Genomic DNA, 21,371 nt, shown 5'->3' with positions numbered 1-21,371 from the left:
GTTGGCTGCCCCCCGCCGCCTCCGCCCAAGCCTCTGGACTCTTTCGCTGAAAAGAACCGGAACCAAAACTAGCTTTCAAAGTTAGTTTTACTTTCCCATCCCACGGACGTCTCGCCATACGATGGTCTTCACTCATTCATCAAGGGAGAGTCCAAGGCACAAAAGCACTTCGGTGGTGAGATCGTTCAGGTGGGTCTGGACAGATAGATGGAGCAAGGGTCCCTGTCTTTAAATATAGGGAATATCCATTGTGCGGAATGTTACAAACTCATAGACTCTGAATCATTGATTCCAAACTGAGGCATTTGCCTTTTTTCGGACACATCCAACTGCTGTTTCCAAGTTCAAGAGGGTTACCCAGGGCCGCCTTGACGTCAAGAGAAAGTACCGTTATGTCCTGTTCACCTCTACCCCTCCTGCATGGGCCAGCCCTGTACACCGGCCGCAGGCTGTTGGCTGCGCTGCTGGGCAGTGTGTGCTTCGTTGCCCCAGCCGGGGCGGCGGCTCCCTATGTGGTGCAAAGCAATGGCACGGTGGCCGACACCAGCCACGAACTGGTGTGGGACCGGTGCAGCCTGGGGCAGAGCGGCAGCAACTGTGCTACTGGTGCAGCCCTGACCTACTCACTCCCTAATGCGAAGACCGAGGTCACCACCCGCAACAGCGCCAGGTACCTGGGCTATACCGACTGGCGGCTACCGAGCCAGACGGAGCTGCAGTATCTGGTGGTAATGGGAATTGCGCCGATGATTGACCAGGAGGCGTTTCCAGGGACGGTTGCCGACCATTACAAAACATTGAGCGGATCCACCAACCCCTATGCGGAATTGGTTGTCAACTTCGGTTCCGGCGGCTTTTACTACCGCGACACCGGTCAACCCCACTACGTTCGCCTCGTGCGCAGCGGCCAACCGTTTGCGTCGTCCGGTAGCACCCCGGTCGTGAGCGCCGTCGGCTTGGGCAGCACCAGCGGCACCGGCACCACTCTCAACGCCACCAGCAGTGCCGCGGGCACCGGCTACTGGCTGGTCGTGCCCAGCGGCTCGTCCGCTCCCAGCGCCCGTCAGGTGGTCGATGGCGTCACTTACGGCACTGTCAGCACTGTATTTGGCGGCAGCGCACCCATGGGCGCAACCACGGCCACGCCTTTCGGCATCACCGGCTTGGTGACCGACACGGCATATGACGCCTACTTCGTGGCGGTGGACGCCGCCCTCAACGCTTCAGCCGTCAGCGGCCCGCTGAGCTTCACCCCCACCCGAGCCAACCAGACTCTGAGCTTTGGCACCGCCCCCAGCATGGTGTTTGGCGGAGCCACCGGTACCGTCACTGCCACCAGCGCCAGCCCCAACTCCGGCAACCCTCTCAGCTACAGCGTGCCCAGCACCACCAGCGTGTGCAGCGTGAACGCCAACAGCGGCGTGGTCATGGCCCTGGCTGCAGGCACCTGCACCGTGGCCGCCAACCAGGCGGGCGACAGCAATTACAACCCCGCCACGCCGGTCACGCAGGACATCCTCATAGGCAAAGCCAGCCAAAGCATCACCTTCAACACTGCCCCCAGCATGATGTATGGCGGAGCGACGGCTACTGTTGGTGCCACCGGCGGCGCTTCGGGCATGGCCGTGAGCTTCAGCAGCCAGACGCCCAGTGTCTGCACGGTCAGCGGCAGCACCGTCGCCGCCGTGGCCGCAGGCACCTGCATGGTTGCCGCCAATCAGGAGGGCGACAGCAATTACAACCCTGCCACGCCAGTCACGCAGGACATCCTCATAGCCAAAGCCAGCCAAAGCATCACCTTCAACACTGCCCCCAGCGTGATGTATGGCGGAGCGACGGCTACCGTTGGCGCCACCGGCGGCGCTTCGGGCCTGGCCGTCAGCTTTAGCAGCCAGACGCCCAGTGTCTGCACGGTCAGCGGCAGCACCGTCACCGCCGTGGCCGCAGGCACCTGTACGGTGGCGGCGGATCAAGCGGGCAACGCCAACTACAGCGATGCTCCGCAAGTCACCAGGGCCATCACGGTTGCTACCGCCCCGATCACCACCGCCAGCGGCAGCGCTCCAGGCGGCGGTGCGGTAACGGCCTCTTTCACCGGCGGCAGTGCGGGCTGCGGCTACCAGACCACCGGCTTCAACCCTGTCAGCAGCGTGCCTGGGGCACCACCTGCGGGCGTCGCATTCCCGCAAGGCGTGTTCGCGTTCGTCACTAACGCCCAGTGTGCGGGCAATACGCTGGACATCACGATCAAGTACCCGCAGGCGCTGCCGGCCGACGCCAAGTACTACAAGTTCGGGCCTGAGGCGGGCAACCCCACACCGCACTGGTATGTGCTCTCCGGTGCAGTCATCACCAGCACGGGCAGCACCAGCGAGGTCAGGTTCAGCATCACCGACAACGGTGTGGGCGACAGCGACCCCAGGGTGGGCGTGATTGCCGACCCCGGTGGCCCGGGGGTTCTGACGACCACCACCACGGCCGTCCCCACGCTGGGCGAGTGGAGCCTGATGCTGCTGATGGGGCTGATGGGGCTGATGGCGCTGCTCGGGATCTCCGGCATACGGGCACGCCGGATGCTATAGATGCTGCAGCTTCATTCCTGCATTTCGTCTCGACCTGTCAAGGTTGCTCAGGGAGAAATTCCCAGAGGTTGACCAGTCGGGCACTTGAAGCCTCGAGGTGCGTGATGTTGCGCGTGACCACGGCAGCATCGTGCACAGGAGCCCATCAAAGTCCCCGCAGCATCGCTGGAGGACTCGCGGTGGGCGAATCACATCGCTCACCGCTTCTCAACAACAGCTATGCACTTGCTGCCCCCAGCATGGATCTCATGCGCTCCTGTGCTGCCTGGATATGTCTGAGCACCGCAGCCTCGGCGGCGTCGGGATCACGCTTCTCGAAGGCGTCCAGAATGGCCCGGTGTTCGTCCACGGCAGCGTCCGAGCCGATGTTGTTGCTGTCCGGGATGACGGACAGGCGGGCGACCAGCAGCACCAGGTGAAGCTCCCGATAGGCCGTGGAGATGACGGGATTGGCCGCGCTGTCCACGATCGCCTGGTGAAAGCTTTGTTCGTGCTCGAAATAGGCGCGGTACTGCTTGTAGCTCACGCCCTTGGCGCGCATGTTGGCCATGGCCTCTGTGGCCTTGCGCATGATGGTCAGGGTGTCGTCATTGATTCGTACAGCCCCGGCTCGCGCGCCGAAGACTTCCAGAACCTGGCGGTATTCGAGCAGGTGCGCCATCTGTTCCTGGTCCGGCGCGGGAGCCACATAAAACCCGAAGTTGGTTTCGAACACCACGAGGCCTTCCGATTGGAGCCTGACCAGCGCTTCGCGCAAGGGTGAGCTGCTGACGCCGCATTCGCGGGACAGGGCATCGATGTTCAGGCGAGCCCCGGGACTCAACTGCTGATCAAAGATCCGGCGCTTCAATTCTTCATAAGCCAGCTCGGCCAACGATGTCTTGGCGAGTCTCAGGCTACCTGCAGCGGGCGTTTTCGAGGACATGTTTCGTTCTGTTCAGAGATCAAGTGGCACGATTATCGCGCCTCTCCGGTAGTTCATTCAAGCATCAATCATGATGCATCAAAGATCATGCACGATATTGACAATGGGGAAATGGCACCTCAAAATGGGCATCAAGTTGCTGTCGGTCCGATGACATGACGGCCCTTTCTTTCCTTGTTTCCTTCCTCTCCAACCAGGACAGCCCCATGGATCCCATCAAGACCGTCGAGGTCGCGCTCTACAAAATTCCGCTCAAAAAACCGCTGAGCGATGCCAAGGTCCTCACAGGGCGTCAAAAGCCGCTGGAAGCGGTGGACATGCTCACTGCGACCATCGAGACGGTGAACGGGGCCCGGGGTTTCGGCTTCAGTTATTCGCTCAGGGCAGGGGGTGCGGCGCTGCTGGCCCATGCGAGGGAGTTGTCCGGCGCGCTGATCGGAGAGGACCCCAACGACATTGGCCGACTGTGGGAAAAACTCGCCTGGCTGGGTGCTTCGGTGTCTCGAACCGGTGTGTCCGTGCAGAGCATCGCGGCCTTCGATGTGGCGCTCTGGGATCTGAAGGCCAAGTCAGCCAATGTGTCGATCGGCAAGCTGCTCGGGGCCTATCGCAACAGCGTGCCTTGCTACAACACCTCGGGTGGATATTTGTCGGCCAGCACGTCCGAGGTGCTGGCCAACGTCGATCAGTCGCTGGCGCGTGGTCTGGGTGGCATCAAGCTCAAGGTGGGGCAGCCGGATCTGAACAAAGACATGGAGCGCGTTGCGGCAGTACGCAAGCATGTGGGCGACGACGTGCCGATGATGGTGGACGCCAATCAGCAATGGGATCTGACCACCGCCTTGCGTGCGGGCAGGCGACTCGAAGAATTCAACCTCGTCTGGCTGGAGGAGCCACTCAACGCCTACGACTATCAGGGCCACGCGCAATTGACGGCGAGACTCGATACGCCCATTGCCACAGGCGAGATGCTGAGCAGCGTGGCCGAGTGCAGTCAGCTGATCGAGCATCGCTCGGCGACCTTCCTGCAACCCGATGTGCCGCGGGTGGGCGGGATCACTCCGTTCCTCAAGATTGCCAACAGTGCCGATCTTCATCGCCTGAAGCTCGCACCGCATTTCGTGATGGAAATCCACATTCACATGGGTTGTGCCTACCCGCACGAGGCCTGGGTGGAGCACATCGAATGGCTGGAGCCTGCCTTCAACGAGCGTCTGGAAATCAAGAACGGGCACATGTTGCTGCCGCAGCGCCCGGGCCTTGGCTTCAGCTTGTCCGAAGAGGCCCACCGCTGGCGCGTGGATTCCTGAGTCGCGACTGGCTCATTGACCAAACAGCCTGAGGATGCCGCCCTGCAAATGCTGGCGCATGGCGTCGGCTGCGGCTGCTGCGTCCTGTCGCTCGATGGCGTCGGTGATCGCGGCATGTTCCCGGCACACATCCGCCAGACGTTCACCTTGCGGGCGACCCGCCAGACTGCGCACAAGGCCAATGCTGAAGCGGGTCTGATGCGCCAGCGCAGACATCGTCATGTCGAAAAACCGGTTGCCGCACGCCAGCGCCACCGCTTGGTGGAACGCAATGTCTTCTTCGATGGCATCTTCGCCGTTGACCAACGCTGTCTCAAACAACTGCTGGCATTTTTGAATGTGGCCCAGTTGTTCTGAGGTGCGCGTGCGTGCAGCCCGTGCCGCAGCTTCGCCCTCGATGCAGCAGCGGAAGTCCAGAAACGCCCGGATGTCCGGGATGTTGCTGAGCGTTCCGAAGTGCGAAGCCGTCACCTCGCGCTGCACTTGCGCCACATAGTTGCCCGAGCCCTTTTGCGTGGTGATGCGCCCCTCGCTGCGCAGTCGCGCCAACGCTTGGCGCAGCACCGGACGTGAAACGCCCAGACGCTGAGCGAGTGCGGTTTCACCCGGCAGTCGGGCAGACGCTTCGAAACCGGGTGAACCAAGCAGACGCAGCAACTCGCCATAGACCTTGTCGCTCAACAGGTGGCTCTCTCGGGAGAGTTCGTCGGTATCAGTGGTTGGCATGAGGTATGACAGATTTTTACAGGGATATCGACAGTCGAACAGCAATTGACATGATCAATCGATGAAATCACAATTTCTGCAAAGAAGTCGTCGATTTCTCAAAGATATAAAAAGCTGTAAATCATGTCAACCATTCGCTGTCTGCGCACCTATCGATTGCCCGATCGCCCGAGCCTGATCTGGCTGGAGATCGAAACCGATGATGGACTCGTGGGACTCGGCGAGACCTTTCGAGGCGCTGTGTCCGTCGACGCTTGTCTGCATGGTGAACTGGCCCCATGGCTGATCGGACGCGACGCCCGGCACATGGAGGGCATCTCGCGCCATCTGCTCACCCCCTATGTCGGCTACAACAGCTCGGGGGTGGAGGTCAGGGCAGCCAGTGCCGTGGACATAGCGCTGTGGGATCTGGCGGGCCAGCGGCAGGGCGTGCCCATCTACCAGGCGCTGGGCGGAGGCGCACGTCCCAGCGTTCCGGTCTACAACACCTGTGCTGGTTACTCCTTCAACACGGGTGGCCAGCGCCGCGACATTCAGGCAGGCGACGAGTCCGCTGGCCCCTATGACGATCAGGTCGCCTTCATGCGCGATGCCGGAGCGCTCGCTCGCAGCCTGCTGGACGAAGGCTACAAGGCCATGAAGATCTGGCCGTTCGACATCTACGCGCCAGCAAGCAATGGCCAGCTCATCGGTCTGGCCGATCTCGACAAGGGCCTGGAGCCCTTCCGGCAGATCCGCGAAGCCGTGGGCAACAAGATCGAGGTGATGTGCGAACTGCACAGCCTGTTCGGCGGCCACTCGGCACTGCGCATCTGTCAGGCGCTGGAGGAGTTCAACGTTTTCTGGGTGGAAGATCCCCTCTGCAAGATGGACGATCCGGCAGGCTTGGCCGATCTGCGCCGCCGCACGCGCGTGCCGATCTGCGGCAGCGAGACGCTTGGAGGCCTGCGGCCCTTCCGCGATCTGCTGGCGCAGGATGCGCTCGATGTCGTGATGCTGGACTTGGCCTGGTGCGGTGGCTTCACCGAAGGCCGAAAGATTGCCGCACTTGCCCAAGCCTACAACCGTCCGCTCGCCCCGCATGACTGCACAGGTCCCGTGACCTTGATGGCCGGTTTGCACATGGCCCTGCATGCACCGACCGCCATCTATCAGGAAGTGGTGCGAGCCACCTTGGCCACCTGGTACCGCGACATCCTCACCGAACTGCCCGTGATCGAACGCGGCATGGCCTTGCCACCGACCAAGGCGGGCCTTGGCGCCCGCTTGAAAGAAGACTTCAAGCAGCAGCCCGGAATCATCGTGCGCGAAAGCCGCTGACACCACACTGGACTTTGAACATGCTCATCAAGATCGTTGGATTGCACGCGCCGAATGCCCCGCGTTTGCGGGCGCTGCTCGGCCCCGAACACGAAGTCCAGGCGCTGGACGGCTTTTCCGCCAGTGGCGACATCGTGGCCGATGTGGTCATCGGCAACAAGATCGGTGCGAGCGAGGCCGAGCGGCTGCGCTGTCGGCTGGTGCATGTGCCCGGTGCGGGCTGGGAACAGATTGCGTTGGCATCCGTGCCTCAAGCTACCGCCGTGTGCAACGTGTACGGACACGAAGTGCCGATCGCCGAATTCACATTGCACGCCTTGCTGGAACACCAACTGCAGTTGTGGAAGTACCCGGCGGTGCTGGATGCCCAGGCATGGGCGCAGGCCTACGCAGCGCGGCCTTCACACGACGAGGCCTTCGGCAAGACCGTGGCGGTATTGGGCTTTGGGCGCATCGGACAAGAGATTGCCCAGCGTGCGCGGGCCTGCGGCATGCGCGTGATCGCCATCACCCGCAGCGGCCGGCCCGGTGACCTCGCCGAAGAATACCTGCCCGTCTCGCAGTTGGATGACATCCTGCCGCGCGTGAACGCTTTGGTGGTGTGCTGTCCGCTCGACGACGGCACCCGTGGGCTGATCGGCGCGCGGCAGCTCTCGCTGATGTCGGAGCAATCTTTGCTCGTGAACGTCGCACGTGCAGAAGTGATCGACGAGCAGGCCTTGTACGAGGCGCTGCAGCAAGGTCGGCCGGGCAGGGCGGTGCTCGATGTCTGGTACCAGTACCCCCAACCGGGGGAGCCCGTGCCGCCGTCGCGTTATCCACTGCACGCGCTGCCCAATGTGCGCGCCACTCCGCACATCTCTGCCATCACCCCAGTCCTGCTGGAGCGCCGGTACGCGTTCATGGCCAACAACATCCAACGCCTGCAACGCGGCGAGCCACTGGAAAACCAGATTCACGGCGTGCTCTAGCAACGGGCGACGCACTTTTCTGCTTGGAGTCAAACCTCTGCGAGTCCCTGAAACCGCAGAGGCTGGCCCCGGCTTTACCTGAAGAAACCGGAGACCACCATGCCATCTTTGAAATTTTCACCCCAATCGACTCCATTGCAGCGCCGAGTCATCGCGCTGGGCGGCCTGCTGGCATTGGCCTGTGCCGCAACGGGCGCGCAGGCACAGGCCACCAAATACCCAGAAAAGATGATTCGCATCACCGTGCCCAATCCGGCAGGAGGCACGTCGGACATCTTGGCGCGACTGCTGGCCAAGGAGCTGGGCGATGCGTTCAAACAGCCCGTGGTGGTCGAAAACAAGGCCGGAGGCAACAGCCAGATCGGTGCGTCCTTCGTCGCCAAATCGGCACCCGATGGCTACAACCTGCTGCTGCTCGACATGAGCAATCTCACCATCGGCCCCAGCGTCATGCCGCTCAACTACGATCCCATGAAGGATCTGGCCCCGATCTCCATTCCTGCGTACTCGCCACATCTGCTGGTCGTTCGCAGCGACCTGCCAGCCAAGAATCTGGATGAACTGGCAGCGTTCGCCAAGAAATCCGGGAAGCCGCTGAGCTTCGGCACGACGCTGGCTTCCATCAGCCAATTGGCAGGCATCCAGTTGGCTGAAAGCAAGGGCTTCGAGTTCAACGTGATCGGCTACAAGGGTGGTGCGCAGGCCATGGCCGATCTGGCAGGCGGTCAGATCGACTCGGCCATGGCGAGCGTGCTGGCCACCAACACACTGGTGCAGGCAGGCAAGATCAAGGCCATCGCCGTGACCAGCGCCAAGCCGTTTTCCGCCACGCCCGGTGTGCCAACGGTCGCGTCCCAGATCCCCGATTTCGTGACCGGTTCCTGGCAAGGCTTGCTGGCCCCTGCAGGCACGCCACCTGCCATCCTCGACAAACTCGCCGCCGAAATCCAGCGCATCGTCCAACGCCCCGAAGTCCGCGCCAAACTGATCGAACTCGGATCCGAGCCCACCACCATGAGTCGCCAACAGATCTCCGACTGGATGAAAACAGAAACCAGCCGCTGGGGCGCTCTGGTCAAAAAATACGACATCAAGCCCAGTTGAGACCCATTGGAGATCGAAGGTCGGAGCCCAGAACACAAAACCCCCGGAGCCTGCAAAAGCTCCGGGGGTTTTGTTTCATGCTGACTCAGCGGCGACGCTGAAATCAGGCCAGCGTATAGGCTGTTTTCACCGTCGTGAAGAATTCCTGCGCATACCGGCCTTGCTCGCGCGGGCCGTAGCTGCTGCCCTTGCGGCCGCCAAACGGCACGTGGTAGTCCACTCCGGCGGTCGGTAGATTGACCATCACCATGCCGGCCTGCACATGGCGCTTGAAGTGCGTTGCGTACTTGAGGCTGGTGGTCGCAATGCCGGCGGACAGACCGAACTCGGTGTCGTTGGCGACGGCGAGGGCTTCTTCGTAGTCCTTCACGCGGATCACGTTGGCCACGGGGCCGAAGATTTCTTCGCGATTGATGCGCATGGCAGGCGTGCTGTCGGCGAACAGCGCTGGCGACATGAAATAGCCTTCGTGTCCGCTGCCGGTGTGGCAGGCAATGCGAGCGCCGCCGCTGAGCAGTTGTGCACCTTCGCTCTTGCCGATGTCCACATACGACAGATCCTGTTCCAGCTGAGACTGGCTGACCACCGGGCCCATGTCCGAGCCCGCCGCCAGCGCCGCGCCGACCTTGATGGCTTCGACGCGGGCTTTGAGCGCTTCGACGAATGCGGGATAGATCTTGTCGGTCACGATCAGGCGGCTCGATGCCGTGCACCGCTGGCCTGTGGAATAGAAACAGCTTTGCGCCGACAGCTCCACGGCCTGCTTGAGATCGGCATCGTCGAGCACGACCTGCGGGTTCTTGCCGCCCATCTCGAGCTGCACCTTCTTGCCCGATGCCACGCAAGCCGCCGCGATGCCACGGCCCACGCCCACGGAGCCCGTGAAACTGATCGCGTTCACTCCAGGATGGTTGACCAACGCATCGCCGATCACGCGACCGCGCCCCATCACCAGGTTGAACACGCCCGCAGGAATGCCCGAGCGGTGAATGATGTCGGCAAGTGCCCAGGCACTGCCGGGCACCAGATCGGCGGGCTTGATGACCACGCAATTGCCGAAGGCCAGCGCCGGTGCGATCTTCCATGCAGGAATCGCAATGGGGAAGTTCCAAGGCGTGATCAGCCCCACGACGCCGATGGGCTCGCGCGTGACTTCCACGCCGATGCCGGGACGAACGGAGGGCAGCGTCTCGCCCGCAAGGCGCAGACACTCACCGGCAAAGAACTTGAAAATCTGGCCCGCACGCATGACTTCGCCAATGGCTTCGCCGCGCACCTTGCCTTCCTCGCGAGCAAGCAGCTCACCGAGCTCTTCCTTGCGCGCCAGGATCTCCGAGCCAATCTTGTCGAGCGCATCGGAGCGCGCCTGAATGCCCGATGTGCTCCAGGCCGGAAACGCCGCATTGGCTGCCACAACCGCCGCGTCCACATCGGATGCATCGCCTTGCGCATACTCACCGATCACCTCGGACAAATTGCTGGGATTGAGGTTGGGAGCATAGGACTTGCCGGGCGTCCATTCGCCATTGATCAGATTGTTGTGCTGGGACATGGGTGTGAGTTCAGAGTAGCGTTGATTGGAGAAATACGCTCTCAGACCGCGCCGTGGGCTTGCACATAAAGCGCGTAGAGAGAGTGACTGCTGGCCATGTACAGGCGATTGAGTTTCGGGCCGCCGAAGGTCAGGTTGGCGCAGCGTTCGGGCATGGGAAAAACGTCTGTCAACCAGTCATCGCACCATGCATGGCCGCTTGTTGTCGAAGGTCCAGCCGGGGATCAGGTACTGCATGGCCATGGCGTCGTTGCGTGCGCCGAGTCCGTGCTCCATGTACAGCGCGTTGGCGCGTTGCAGGGCCGCACGATCCACGGTCACGCCGAGGCCTGGTGTCTTGGGCACGTCCACAAATCCGCCTTTGATCTGCAGCGGGTTCTGCGTCAGGTACTGGCCGTCCTGCCAGATCCAGTGCGTGTCGATCGCCGTGACCTTGCCCGGCACCGCCGCCGCCACGTGGGTGAACATGGCCAGCGAGACGTCGAAGTGGTTGTTGGAATGCGAGCCCCAGGTCAGTCCCCAGTCGCGGCAGGTCTGGCCCACGCGCACGGAACCCGCCATGGTCCAGAAATGGGGGTCGGCCAGTGGAATGTCCACGGACTGAAGCGACAGGGCATGCACCATCTGCCGCCAGTCGGTCGCGATCATGTTGGTGGCTGTGGGCAGGCCGGTGGCACGCCGGAACTCGGCCATGATCTCGCGGCCCGAGAATCCGTTTTCCGCACCGCACGGGTCTTCGGCGTAGGCCAGCACACCATGCATGTCGCGCATCAGGCGAATCGCATCCTTGAGCAGCCAGCCGCCGTTAGGGTCCAGCGTGACACGTGCCTCGGGGAAGCGCTTGGCCAAAGCGGTCACGGCGTCGACCTCCTGCTCGCCCGCCAATACACCGCCCTTGAGCTTGAAGTCGTTGAAACCATAGCGTGCGTGAGCGGCTTCGGCCTGACGCACGATGGCATCCGGATCCATGGCGGTCATGTGCCGCACCTGAGTCCAGTCGTCCGTGCCGCTGGTGTCCTCGCCGGCCCGGACGTAGGGAAGATCGGTTTTGTCGGTAGGGCCGACGAAGAACAGATAGCCCAGCATTTCGACGCGATCGCGTTGCTGGCCTTCCCCCAGAAGCGCCGCCACCGGAACGCCCAGATGCTGTCCGAGCAAGTCCAGAAGCGCCGACTCCACGGCGGTGACCGCGTGCACACCGATGCGCAGATCGAAGGTCTGCAGGCCTCGCCCACCGGTGTCTCGGCCCTCCAGCGCCTTCTGCACTTTTTGCAGAAGCTGCAGATGATTGCCGATCGATTGGCCGACCAGAACGCTCTTGCTGTCTTCCAGCGCCTGGCGGATGGGCTCACCGCCGGGCACTTCGCCCACGCCCGTATGTCCGGCGCTGTCATGGATGAGCACGATGTTGCGCGTGAAGAAGGGCGCATGGGCCCCGCTCAGGTTCATCAACATGCCGTCGCGGCCCGCGACAGGAATGACTTCGATCTCGGTGATGGTAGGAGTGGTGGACATGGCGGGCTCGATCATTCAAAGGATTCAAGGAGAAGAGGAGATCACTGTGCGGCGGACCAAGGCACTTCCGAGAGGGGACGCCCGGTAGCCAAGTACTGCCGCAGGTTCTGCAACGTCAGGTCCGCCATCGCGCGGCGGGTTTCGTTCGTGCCGCTGGCGATGTGGGGAGCGAGCACCACGTTGTCCAACTGCAGCAGAGCGGGCAGGGGGCGCGGTTCGTCTTCGAAAACATCGAGCCCCGCACCTGCAATGCGCTGCTCCTGCAATGCGGTCACCAATGCGGCCTCGTCCACGACACTGCCGCGCGCCACATTGATCAGAATGCCCTCGGGGCCCAGCGCATCCAGCACTTCGGCATTGACCAGATGCTGTGTGGCATCGCCGCCCGCGGCGGTGATGACCAGAAAATCCGACCAGCTTGCAAGCTCCAGCAAGGATGGCAAATAGAGATGGGGCGAGGCTTCCACAGGGCGCCGGTTGTGATAGGCCACTTCCATGTCGAAGCCCGACGCCCGGCGAGCGACCGTGCTGCCGATCCGACCCATGCCGAAGATGCCGATGCGTTTGCCGCTGGCACGTGTGCGAAGGCCAAAACGTGACTTTTCCCAGTCGCCGCGCCGCACAAAACGGTCCGATTCGCTCAGACCACGAGCGGCGTCCAGCAACAGCGCAAAGGCCATGTCCGCGACACAGTCGTCGAGCACGCCGGGCGTGTATCCCACACGCGCACCACGGCGCAGCAAGGACTCCTTGTCCAGCGCATCGAATCCCACGCCGAAGCTGCTGACGAATTTGAGATGAGGAAGTGCATTCACCACCCGCGCAGGCAGCCCCATGGCGGCCGATGTCGCGGCCAGTTCGAACTCCGCGCCATGCTCGGCGAGAAAGCGATCCGGGTCCGCCTCTTGCGAGAGGATATGTACGTCATAGGCCTGCGCCAGATCGATGTCCAGTTGTGCCAATGGCATCTTGCCGAATTGAAGCAGGCGGGGACGAGCGTTTTCCATTCAGGACAATCCTTGTGTGATTTTGTTGTGGTGCGAGAAGCTTCCAATGGTCGGAAAAGTGGCGCGCGTGAAGTCTCCGCCCACTGGTTCGATCAGCGTCAGTCGATGCTGATCTTTCGGCTCTGGATCAGCGCCTTCCAACGCGCACTTTCCTTGGCCTGGAACGCGGTGAATTCCGCTGGCGTGCTTCCCACGATTTCAAGACCTTGCTCCGTCAGGCGCTTGGAGACGGCTGGGTCGTGGATGGCGTCGATGGCGGCTTGTCCCAACTTGGCTTTCACATCCGTCGGCAGACCCTTGGGAGCCGCCAGGCCTTGCCACGAATAGACATCTGCGCCTTTGACGCCCGACTCGCTCAATGTGGGCACGTCTGGAAGCGCAGGGGAGCGTTTGTCGCCTGTCACGGCAATGGGATGGAGCTTGCCCGCCCGGATATGCGACAGCACCGCGTTGACGTTCTGGAACGAGAAGTCGACCTGTCCACCCAGCAGATCATTGATGGCGGGGGCACCGCCCTTGTAGGGGACATGCATGGCGGACGTGCCCGTCTGCTGCCAGAACAGCTCCGCCGAGAGATGATCCGATGCGCCATTGCCCGAGCTCGCGAAGCTGATTTTTCCGGGCTGCGCCTTGAGCAAAGCGATCACATCCGCCACGGTACGGGCTTTCTGTGGGGGCGCGGCGACGAGCACATTGGGAGCCTGGACCGGCACCGAGATGTAGTCGAAGTCCTTCTCCGCGTTGTAGGGTGCCGTCTTCATCAGATGTGGCGTGACGACAAAGGGAGCCAGCGATGCGAACAGCAGTGTGTAGCCGTCGGCTGGTGCTCGCTTGACCGCCAGCGAGCCAATGGTGCCCGTGGCCCCGGCCCGGTTGTCGACCACGAACGGCTGCCCCAGCTTTTCGCCCATCTTCTGGCCCAGCGCGCGCGCGATGGTGTCGGTGGATCCACCCGCAGGGAAGGGGACGATGATGTTGACCGTCTTGTCAGGATAGTTGCCTGCCGCCTGGGCCATGAAGGTGAGCGCCGCGCTCAGTGCAATCCAAACTTTTTTCATGCGTTGTCTCCGGTTCGAGGTGAACAGGGGACTTGAACCGTCCCCTGCGCCCAAGCTGTGTGCTCCGACAGATTCGGCTTATTGCGGGCCGAGCGTGGCGATCAATGCCGCCAGTTCTTCGACTTCCTGCGGATGAAGATCGGACAGGGGAGAGCGCACCGGACCTGCGTCGTGGCCAACGATCTTCGCGCCCGCCTTCACGATGCTCACGGCATAGCCTTCGCCACGGTTGCGGATCTTCAGATAAGGCATGAAGAAGTCCTTGAGCAAACGGTGCTGAGTCGCATGATCGTCAACACGCACTGCCTCGTAGAAGTCCATGGCGGTCTTCGGAATGAAGTTGAAGACGGCCGACGAGTACACGGGCGTTCCGAGAGCCTTGTAGGCAGCGGCATACACCTCGGCAGTGGGCAACCCGCCCAGATAGGCGAGACGGTCACCCATCGTGAGGAACATGGCGGACATGGCTTCGATGTCGCCGACGCCATCCTTGAAACCGACCAGATTCGCGTTGCGCTCGCACAGACGCGCCACGGTCTCGGGCTTGAAGCGGCTGATGCCACGGTTGTAGATGATGACGCCGAAATCCACGCTCTTGCAGACCGCTTCGACGTGCGCCGCAAGACCTTCCTGGCTGGCTTCGGTCAGATAGTGGGGCAGCAGCAAAATGCCATGCGCGCCTGCCTTTTCAGCGGCCTGAGCGCATTCGATGGCAAAGCGGGTCGAGCCGCCCGCACCCGCAATGATCGGCACCTTGCCCCTGCAGGTGTTCACTGCCGTTTCGATGATGCCCGGGTACTCTTTGCTGTCGAGCGAAAAGAATTCGCCCGTGCCACCGGCAGCGAACAGGGCGCTGGCGCCATAGGGGGCAAGCCACTCGAGACGGGCAGCGTAACCCTTGGCGTTGAAATTGCCATCCGCATCAAAGTCGGTCAGGGGAAATGACAGCAAGCCGGAGCTCATCACATCCTTGAGGTGCTGGGGAGACATGGTCATTGGTGATCCTTGGTTGAATAGCGCAAGCGCCAGGTGGGTGAGTTGTTGTACGTCATCATACAACTCAATCGAATTTTTGGGCAAGCAATTTCAGAAATGTGCGCCAACCAAGGGAAAACACCGAGCCCAGGCACCGCCCGGGCCCCACACGGGCGCAATGAGATTACGTGGAGCCCTGAGAGGCAAGGGTGGCGCTGTGCTTCTGCGCCAGACGCAGGCGTTCGCGTGAGTTGGTCAGGTGAATGCGCATGGCCGCACGGGCCGAATCCGCATCCTGCCGCTCGATCGCGTTGTAGATCTCCTCGTGCTCGCGGTTCACACGACGCAGATAGTCCGGATCTCGTCCTGGCTTCTGTATCGATGTGATGCGGGTGCGCGGAATCAGCATCATCCCGAAGTGCGACAGAATCTCGCTGAAATACGGGTTGCCCGTGGCCTGAGCGATGCCCAGATGGAACGCCAGATCGTGCGTGATGGTGTCGCCATCGGAGGCGGCGTTGTGTTCGAACGCATGCAGGGTGCTGCGCATGTGCTGCAGGTGTTCGCTGGTGCGGCGTTGCGCGGCCAGCCCTGCGGCCTCCGTCTCCAGACTGATGCGCAGCTCCAGCACGGCCAGCACATCGACCGACTCGCTGAGCTCTCGCGCATTGAGCGTCAGACTGGCGCTGTCGCGGGCAGAGCGCACAAAAGTCCCGATGCCATGACGCGTTTCCACGAGCCCGGATGCCTGCAGCTTGGAAATCGCCTCCCGCACCACGGTGCGACTCACGTCGTAACTGCGCACCAGCTCCGACTCGGTGGGCATCTTGTCGCCCTCCCGCAGCAGCCCTTGGCGAATCTTGTTTTCAAACTCTTCATAGAGCAGGTTGGCAAGGCTGCGGCCACTGCGGCCTGCCTTGCCGCGCAACGGCATCTCCGCTGAGGCAGTGGAAAACGGCTGTTCGGGTAATTCCGGGTAGGGGTGCGACATGGCAGACATCATAATCGGTTGCCAGTTGTCTGACGACATACATCAAACCGATGACAACGTCCTCTTTCACTCGACTCCGATGAACACATCACACGCCATCCGCCATATTCGTGTCACGCCCATCGCCTTCCGCGATCCGCCCTTGCTCAACGCCGCCGGGATCCACGAACCTTGGGCGCTGAGATCCATCATCGAGATTGAAACCGCCTCGGGCATCGTGGGCATCAACGAGAGCTACGGCGACGAACCCATGCTGGAAGCGCTCGCCAAAGCTGCTCCCGCCTTGATCGGCCTTTCACCATGGGCGCTCAATGAAATGGAGCGCCGCGTTGCCGCTCTGGTGGCCCCCAAGGCGCTGACACCCTCTGAATTCCTGGGGCAACAAGTTTCTTTGGCTCCCGGCACCCACGTCTCCAAGACCGTGGCCAAGGTCGTCAGTGCGTTCGAAGTCGCCATGCTCGATCTGCAGGGACAGCTTGTGGGCGCACCCATCGTCGATCTTCTGGGCGGAGCCGCTCGCGAAACCGTTCCGTTCTCGGCCTATCTGTTCTACAAATATGCGGAACACATCGGCCACCCTTACGAGCCCGACCCATGGGGTGAGGCGCTCGATCCGCAGCAACTGGTCACCCAGGCACGGCGCATGATCGATCAGTACGGCTTTCAGAGCATCAAGCTCAAGGCCGGCACGCTGCCTGCAGAGCAGGAAGCCGATGGCATTCTGGCGTTGGCCCAGGCCTTTCCGGGCACGCCATTGCGCATCGATCCCAATGGCAACTGGACCGTCGCCACGAGCCTGAAGATCGTGCAGAAGCTTCAGGGCGTGCTCGAATACTATGAAGATCCCGCTCCGGGTCTGGACGGCATGGCCGCCGTGGCACGCGAGTGCGACGTGCCGCTGGCCACCAACATGGTGGTCACGGATTTTGCGGAGTTCCGCCGCAATGCCGACATGGGCTGCCCCGTGAAGATCGTGCTCAGCGACCACCATTACTGGGGCGGATTGCGCGCCACGCAGCAGCTGTCCACGCTGTGCCGCACCTTCGACATGGGACTGTCCATGCACAGCAATTCGCACCTTGGCATCAGCCTGATGGCGATGACGCATTTGTGCGCCAGCGTGCCCTTGCTGAGCTACGCATGCGACACGCATTACCCATGGCAGGACGAAGAGGTCATCGAAGGCGGTCGCCTGACCTTCGAACAGGGCAGCCTGCGCGTGCCGAGCACGCCGGGCCTTGGCGTCACGCTGGACCGCGTCGCACTTGCCCGTCTTCACGACAACTATCTGCATTGCGGCATCCGCAACCGCGATGACCTGAGCCAGATGCGCAAGTACGACCCGACCTTCACCGGCAAGCAGCCGCGATTCTGAACACCGAGCACCGAACACCGAGCACCCGCACCTTTCAACACAGGAGACATTCATGCAACGCCGTACCTTGATTCAACGCTCCCTCATCACCTCTGCCGCCCTGATGACCGGCGCATTCGCTGCACTGCCGTCGATGGCGCAGGGCGATTGGCCCACAGGCAAAGCCATCACCTACATGGTGCCGTTTCCACCCGGCGGCAACACAGACTCTCTGGCCCGGGTCATCGCCCAACCGCTGAGCAAGGCACTTGCTACCCCGGTGGTCATCGACAACAAAGGCGGCGCAGGCGGCAGCGTGGGCTCGACTCTTGCCGCCAGAGCCCCCGCCGATGGCTACATGATTCTGGGCGGCACCATCAGCTCGCACTCCATCAACATCAGTCTGTATCCCAAGCTCGACTACGATCCCGTCAAGTCCTTCGAGCCCGTCGCCATGCTGGGCTCCGGTCCGCTGGTGCTGGTGGTGCCCGCATCCAGCCCCTTCAAGACACTGGCCGACGTGATGGCCGCCAGCAAGGCCAAGGCGGCTGCGGGCGGTTTGTCCTCGGCCTCGCCAGGCACCGGAACATCGCCGCACATGGCATTGGAACTGCTGGCCTACCAGTCGGGCGTGAAGTTCACCCATGTCCCCTACAAAGGCAGTGGCCCGGCCGTGCAGGATGTGATGGGTGGTCAGGTGGACATGATGTTCGACACCACCCTCATCGTCGGCCCTCACATTCAGTCGGGCAAGCTGCGACCGATCGCCGTGACCAGCGGTAAGCGCCTCGAATCGCTGCCCAACGTGCCCACCATTGCCGAAGCAGGGCAGAAGGGCTTCGACATGGGATCATGGCAAGCCGTCTTTGCGCCTGCGGGAACGCCCAAGCCGGTCATCGACCGCTTGCATGCGGAGATCATGAAAATCGTGGCGACGCCCGATGTGCAGGCACGCTTGAAAGCCTTCGGCATGGAGCCTTCGAGCATGACCCCTGCAGAACTGGGTGCCTACCAAAAGGCCGAGGTGGCCAAGTGGGCGCAGGTCATCAAGGCAGCCGGCATCAAGGCGGACTGACCTGAGCAAGGCAGCCCTTCTCGGCCCTTTTCGCAATTGAGATAGAACACGACGATGAGTACCCAGGCACCTCTTTTCATCACCATGCATCCCGCCGACAACGTAGCCATCGTCGCCAACGACGGCGGTCTGCCGGTCGGCACCGTTTTCCCATCCGGACTGACCCTCGTGGACAAGGTTCCACAGGGACACAAGGTGGCACTGGTCGATCTGGCACCCGGTGATGCGGTGCGGCGCTACAACGTCGTGATCGGTCGCGCATCCCAAGCCATCCCTGCCGGAAGCTGGGTCCACGAGCGACTGCTCCAGATGCCCGAGGCCCGCTCGCTGGAAGGTCTGCCCATTGCCACGGTCAAGGCCCCGGAGATGCCACCGCTCGACGGCTACACCTTCGAGGGCTACAAAAACGCGGACGGCTCCGTGGGCACACGCAACATCCTGGCGATCACGACCACAGTGCAATGCGTTGCCGGGGTGCTGGACGTTGCGGTGCGCCGGATCAAGGATGAACTGCTGCCGCGGTATCCCAACGTCGACGACGTGGTGGGTCTTGAACACACCTACGGCTGCGGCGTGGCCATCGACGCCGTGGGCGCAGAAATCCCCCAGCGCACGCTGCGCAACATCAGCCGCAATCCGAACTTCGGCGACGAGGTGATGGTCGTGAGCCTGGGCTGCGAGAAGCTGCAGCCCGAGCGGCTGCTGCCCCCAGGTTCATTCCCCATTGTCGATGAGCGCGACACCGAGCTCGACGTGGTCTGTCTGCAAGACGAGGCGCACGTGGGCTTCATGTCGATGATCCAGTCCATCATGGACCGGGCGAAAGCACATCTGGAGCGGCTGAACCGCCGCCAACGCGAAACGGTTCCCGCCAGTGCACTGGTCGTCGGTGTGCAATGCGGCGGAAGCGATGCCTTCAGCGGCGTCACGGCCAATCCCGCCGTGGGCTTCTGCACGGACCTGCTGGTGCGCGCCGGTGCCACCGTGATGTTCAGCGAAGTGACCGAAGTGCGCGACGGCATCGACCAGCTCACCTCCCGCGCCGCGACTGCCGAGGTCGCCCAAGCGATGATCGACGAGATGGCCTGGTACGACGCCTATCTCGACAAAGGAAAAGTGGACCGCAGCGCCAACACCACGCCCGGCAACAAGAAGGGCGGCCTCTCCAACATCGTGGAGAAGGCCATGGGCTCCATCATCAAGAGCGGAACCGCCCCCATCACCGGCGTGCTCTCACCCGGTCAACGACTCGCGGATCGAGGCATCGAACGCGGACTGATCTACACCGCCACACCCGCCAGCGATTTCATCTGCGGCACGCTGCAACTGGCTGCCGGCATGAATCTGCACGTCTTCACGACCGGACGAGGCACCCCGTATGGTCTTGCACAGGTGCCCGTGATCAAGGTAGCCACCCGCTCCGATCTGGCTCGCCGCTGGCACGACCTGATGGACGTGAACGCCGGTCGCATCGCCGACGGCGAGGCCAGCATCGACGAGGTGGGTTGGGAAATGTTCCGCCTGATGCTGGATGTGGCGAGCGGCCGCAAGAAGACCTGGGCAGAGCAGTGGAAGCTGCACAACGCATTGGTGCTGTTCAACCCCGCACCCGTGACCTGAGACGGGACAGCGCTTTCGGCCCGTTCCTGAAAACTCCCTTGGATGCCATGACTGCTGCAGCCCCTTCATTTCTTGCCCGACGCCGCTTGCGCAACGTGTTCTGTCTGGATGATTTTGAAGAGGCGGCACGGCGACATCTGCCGCCGTCCATCATGTCCTATGTCGTCAGCCCCGCTGAGACAGGGCGCACGCTGGACGACAACCGCAGGGTTTTCGATGAAATCGGGTTTCTACCGCGCGTTCTGCGCAATGTGTCCGGGCGATCCATTGCCACCACGTTGATGCAGCAGTCCTGGTCCGCGCCATTCGGCATCAGCCCCATGGGCGTCAGTGCGTTGACTGCCTTTCAGGGAGATCGCGTTCTGGCGCAAGGAGCGCAATCGGAAGGCATTCCGATGATCATGAGCGGATCGTCGCTCACCCGCATGGAAGAAATCGCCAAAGCGGCTCCGCGCAGTTGGTTCCAGGCCTACTTGCCGCCCACACCCGAGCGCATCGCGGCCTTGGTTCAACGTGCAGCGAATGCAGGTTTCGGCACCTTGGTCATCACCGTGGATGTGGCGGTTCGCGGCAGTACCGAGCATCATGAACGCGCGGGATTCTCCAGTCCACTGCGCCCCGATCTGCAGATGTTGTGGGATGGGTTGACCCACCCTTGCTGGTCCGTGGGAACCTTTCTGCGGTCGATCGTGCAGGGCGGAATGCCGCATTTCGAGAACAGCGACAACGAACGGCGCATTCCGGTCATGGCGAGAAACGTCGTCCGCGAATTCAGCGGCCGCGCGCATCTGGACTGGAGCGACATCGCCCGCATACGCGAACAATGGAAGGGCCGCCTGGTGCTCAAAGGCATTCTCCATCCTGCGGACGCACTGCGCGCCAAAGAAGAGGGCACGGACGGCGTCATCCTGTCGAATCACGGAGGTCGTCAGTTGGACGGTGCCGTATCGCCCGTGCGCGTGTTGCCTGCCGTACGCCAAGCCGTTGGTGCAGAGTGGCCCGTGATGATCGACAGCGGATTCAGAAGAGGCACAGACGTCGTCAAGGCCCTGGCTTTGGGGGCCGACTTTGTTTTCGTGGGTCGCCCCTTCAACTACGCCGCCACCATCGCAGGCATGGCTGGCGTGAACCATGCGACGGGCATCCTGAAGAAAGAAATCGACATGGCCATTGGCTTGCTGGGCGTCGAAAATTTGAGTGCGCTGAGCACCCAATTTTTGGTGATGAAAGAGCCCACATGGGTAGCAGATGGACAGCGCTGACGACATGCATCGCAGTCCAAACCC

At 62.2% G+C, this 21,371-nt stretch carries 17 protein-coding genes and 1 pseudogene; 9 read left to right on the top strand and 9 right to left on the bottom strand.

All coding sequences use genetic code 11. The features are described 5' to 3' along the window. Positions 1 to 392 precede the first annotated feature (392 nt). Positions 393 to 2,582 (top strand): DUF1566 domain-containing protein, encoded by a 2,190-nt coding sequence (locus tag G7048_RS27565; protein WP_166071674.1) that lies wholly within the window; start codon positions 393 to 395, stop codon positions 2,580 to 2,582. A gap of 217 nt (positions 2,583 to 2,799) precedes the next feature. Here G7048_RS27565 and G7048_RS27560 read toward each other — a convergent pair whose 3' ends face one another. Further along, positions 2,800 to 3,507 (bottom strand): GntR family transcriptional regulator, encoded by a 708-nt coding sequence (locus G7048_RS27560; RefSeq protein WP_166071673.1) that lies wholly within the window; start codon positions 3,505 to 3,507, stop codon positions 2,800 to 2,802. A gap of 206 nt (positions 3,508 to 3,713) precedes the next feature. Here G7048_RS27560 and G7048_RS27555 point away from each other — a divergent pair, with 206 nt between their 5' ends. Further along, entirely contained in the window at positions 3,714 to 4,817 is a 1,104-nt protein-coding gene (locus G7048_RS27555; protein ID WP_240933388.1) for a mandelate racemase/muconate lactonizing enzyme family protein, read from the top strand. Positions 4,818 to 4,829: 12 nt separating this feature from the next. Here the strand turns inward: G7048_RS27555 and G7048_RS27550 are convergent, their stop codons facing one another. Continuing rightward, positions 4,830 to 5,543 carry a FadR/GntR family transcriptional regulator gene (locus G7048_RS27550; RefSeq protein WP_166071671.1) on the bottom strand — a complete coding sequence of 238 codons (714 nt, stop codon included), beginning with the start codon at positions 5,541 to 5,543 and terminating at the stop codon, positions 4,830 to 4,832. A gap of 123 nt (positions 5,544 to 5,666) precedes the next feature. On the opposite strand from G7048_RS27550, the gene G7048_RS27545 reads away from it, so the two are divergent. From G7048_RS27545 to G7048_RS27535, 3 genes are all read left to right on the top strand, one after another. Beyond that, positions 5,667 to 6,863, top strand: a complete 1,197-nt coding sequence (locus G7048_RS27545; protein WP_166071670.1) for a mandelate racemase/muconate lactonizing enzyme family protein — start codon at positions 5,667 to 5,669, stop codon at positions 6,861 to 6,863. Between the two features lie 20 nt (positions 6,864 to 6,883). Beyond that, positions 6,884 to 7,834 (top strand): 2-hydroxyacid dehydrogenase, encoded by a 951-nt coding sequence (locus G7048_RS27540; RefSeq protein ID WP_166071669.1) that lies wholly within the window; start codon positions 6,884 to 6,886, stop codon positions 7,832 to 7,834. A gap of 99 nt (positions 7,835 to 7,933) precedes the next feature. Further along, positions 7,934 to 8,938, top strand: a complete 1,005-nt coding sequence (locus tag G7048_RS27535; RefSeq protein WP_166071668.1) for a tripartite tricarboxylate transporter substrate binding protein — start codon at positions 7,934 to 7,936, stop codon at positions 8,936 to 8,938. A 103-nt stretch (positions 8,939 to 9,041) separates the two neighbouring features. On the opposite strand, the gene G7048_RS27530 is transcribed toward G7048_RS27535, so the two are convergent. From G7048_RS27530 to G7048_RS27500, 7 genes and pseudogenes are all read right to left on the bottom strand, one after another. Further along, positions 9,042 to 10,490, bottom strand: coding sequence for an aldehyde dehydrogenase family protein (locus tag G7048_RS27530; RefSeq protein WP_166071667.1), 1,449 nt, complete (start codon positions 10,488 to 10,490; stop codon positions 9,042 to 9,044). A 41-nt stretch (positions 10,491 to 10,531) separates the two neighbouring features. Beyond that, positions 10,532 to 10,645 (bottom strand): annotated as a pseudogene (locus G7048_RS27525) (SMP-30/gluconolactonase/LRE family protein); the annotation flags it as partial. A gap of 22 nt (positions 10,646 to 10,667) precedes the next feature. Beyond that, positions 10,668 to 12,005, bottom strand: a complete 1,338-nt coding sequence (locus G7048_RS27520; protein WP_166071666.1) for an enolase C-terminal domain-like protein — start codon at positions 12,003 to 12,005, stop codon at positions 10,668 to 10,670. Between the two features lie 41 nt (positions 12,006 to 12,046). Continuing rightward, positions 12,047 to 13,012 (bottom strand): 2-hydroxyacid dehydrogenase, encoded by a 966-nt coding sequence (locus tag G7048_RS27515; RefSeq protein WP_166071665.1) that lies wholly within the window; start codon positions 13,010 to 13,012, stop codon positions 12,047 to 12,049. Positions 13,013 to 13,110: 98 nt separating this feature from the next. After that, the gene (locus G7048_RS27510; RefSeq protein WP_166071664.1) at positions 13,111 to 14,070 is read right to left on the bottom strand and encodes a tripartite tricarboxylate transporter substrate binding protein; all 960 of its coding nucleotides are present in this window, start codon (positions 14,068 to 14,070) and stop codon (positions 13,111 to 13,113) included. A 78-nt stretch (positions 14,071 to 14,148) separates the two neighbouring features. After that, positions 14,149 to 15,060, bottom strand: a complete 912-nt coding sequence (gene kdgD / locus G7048_RS27505; protein WP_166071854.1) for a 5-dehydro-4-deoxyglucarate dehydratase — start codon at positions 15,058 to 15,060, stop codon at positions 14,149 to 14,151. Positions 15,061 to 15,229: 169 nt separating this feature from the next. Continuing rightward, on the bottom strand, positions 15,230 to 16,036 hold the full coding sequence (locus G7048_RS27500) for a FadR/GntR family transcriptional regulator (protein WP_166071663.1): 807 nt from the start codon (positions 16,034 to 16,036) through the stop codon (positions 15,230 to 15,232). 79 nt (positions 16,037 to 16,115) lie between these two features. Here G7048_RS27500 and G7048_RS27495 point away from each other — a divergent pair, with 79 nt between their 5' ends. Genes G7048_RS27495 through G7048_RS27480 form a run of 4 tightly spaced genes read left to right on the top strand, consistent with a single transcriptional unit; the run spans position 16,116 to position 21,347 of the window. Next, positions 16,116 to 17,411 (top strand): glucarate dehydratase family protein, encoded by a 1,296-nt coding sequence (locus G7048_RS27495; RefSeq protein ID WP_166071662.1) that lies wholly within the window; start codon positions 16,116 to 16,118, stop codon positions 17,409 to 17,411. 52 nt (positions 17,412 to 17,463) lie between these two features. Then, positions 17,464 to 18,465, top strand: coding sequence for a tripartite tricarboxylate transporter substrate binding protein (locus G7048_RS27490; protein WP_166071661.1), 1,002 nt, complete (start codon positions 17,464 to 17,466; stop codon positions 18,463 to 18,465). Positions 18,466 to 18,519: 54 nt separating this feature from the next. After that, positions 18,520 to 20,085: a galactarate dehydratase gene (gene garD / locus G7048_RS27485; protein WP_166071660.1), complete on the top strand. Its 1,566-nt coding sequence runs from the start codon at positions 18,520 to 18,522 to the stop codon at positions 20,083 to 20,085. Positions 20,086 to 20,132: 47 nt separating this feature from the next. Then, positions 20,133 to 21,347 carry an alpha-hydroxy acid oxidase gene (locus tag G7048_RS27480; RefSeq protein WP_166071659.1) on the top strand — a complete coding sequence of 405 codons (1,215 nt, stop codon included), beginning with the start codon at positions 20,133 to 20,135 and terminating at the stop codon, positions 21,345 to 21,347. Positions 21,348 to 21,371: the final 24 nt, after the last annotated feature.

It is taken from the genome of Diaphorobacter sp. HDW4B, assembly GCF_011305535.1.
In the GTDB taxonomy this organism is placed as follows: Bacteria; Pseudomonadota; Gammaproteobacteria; order Burkholderiales; family Burkholderiaceae_C; genus Diaphorobacter_A.
The sequence above is the reverse complement of the archived record's forward strand: the minus strand, read 5'-3'. Positions and strand labels throughout refer to the sequence as shown.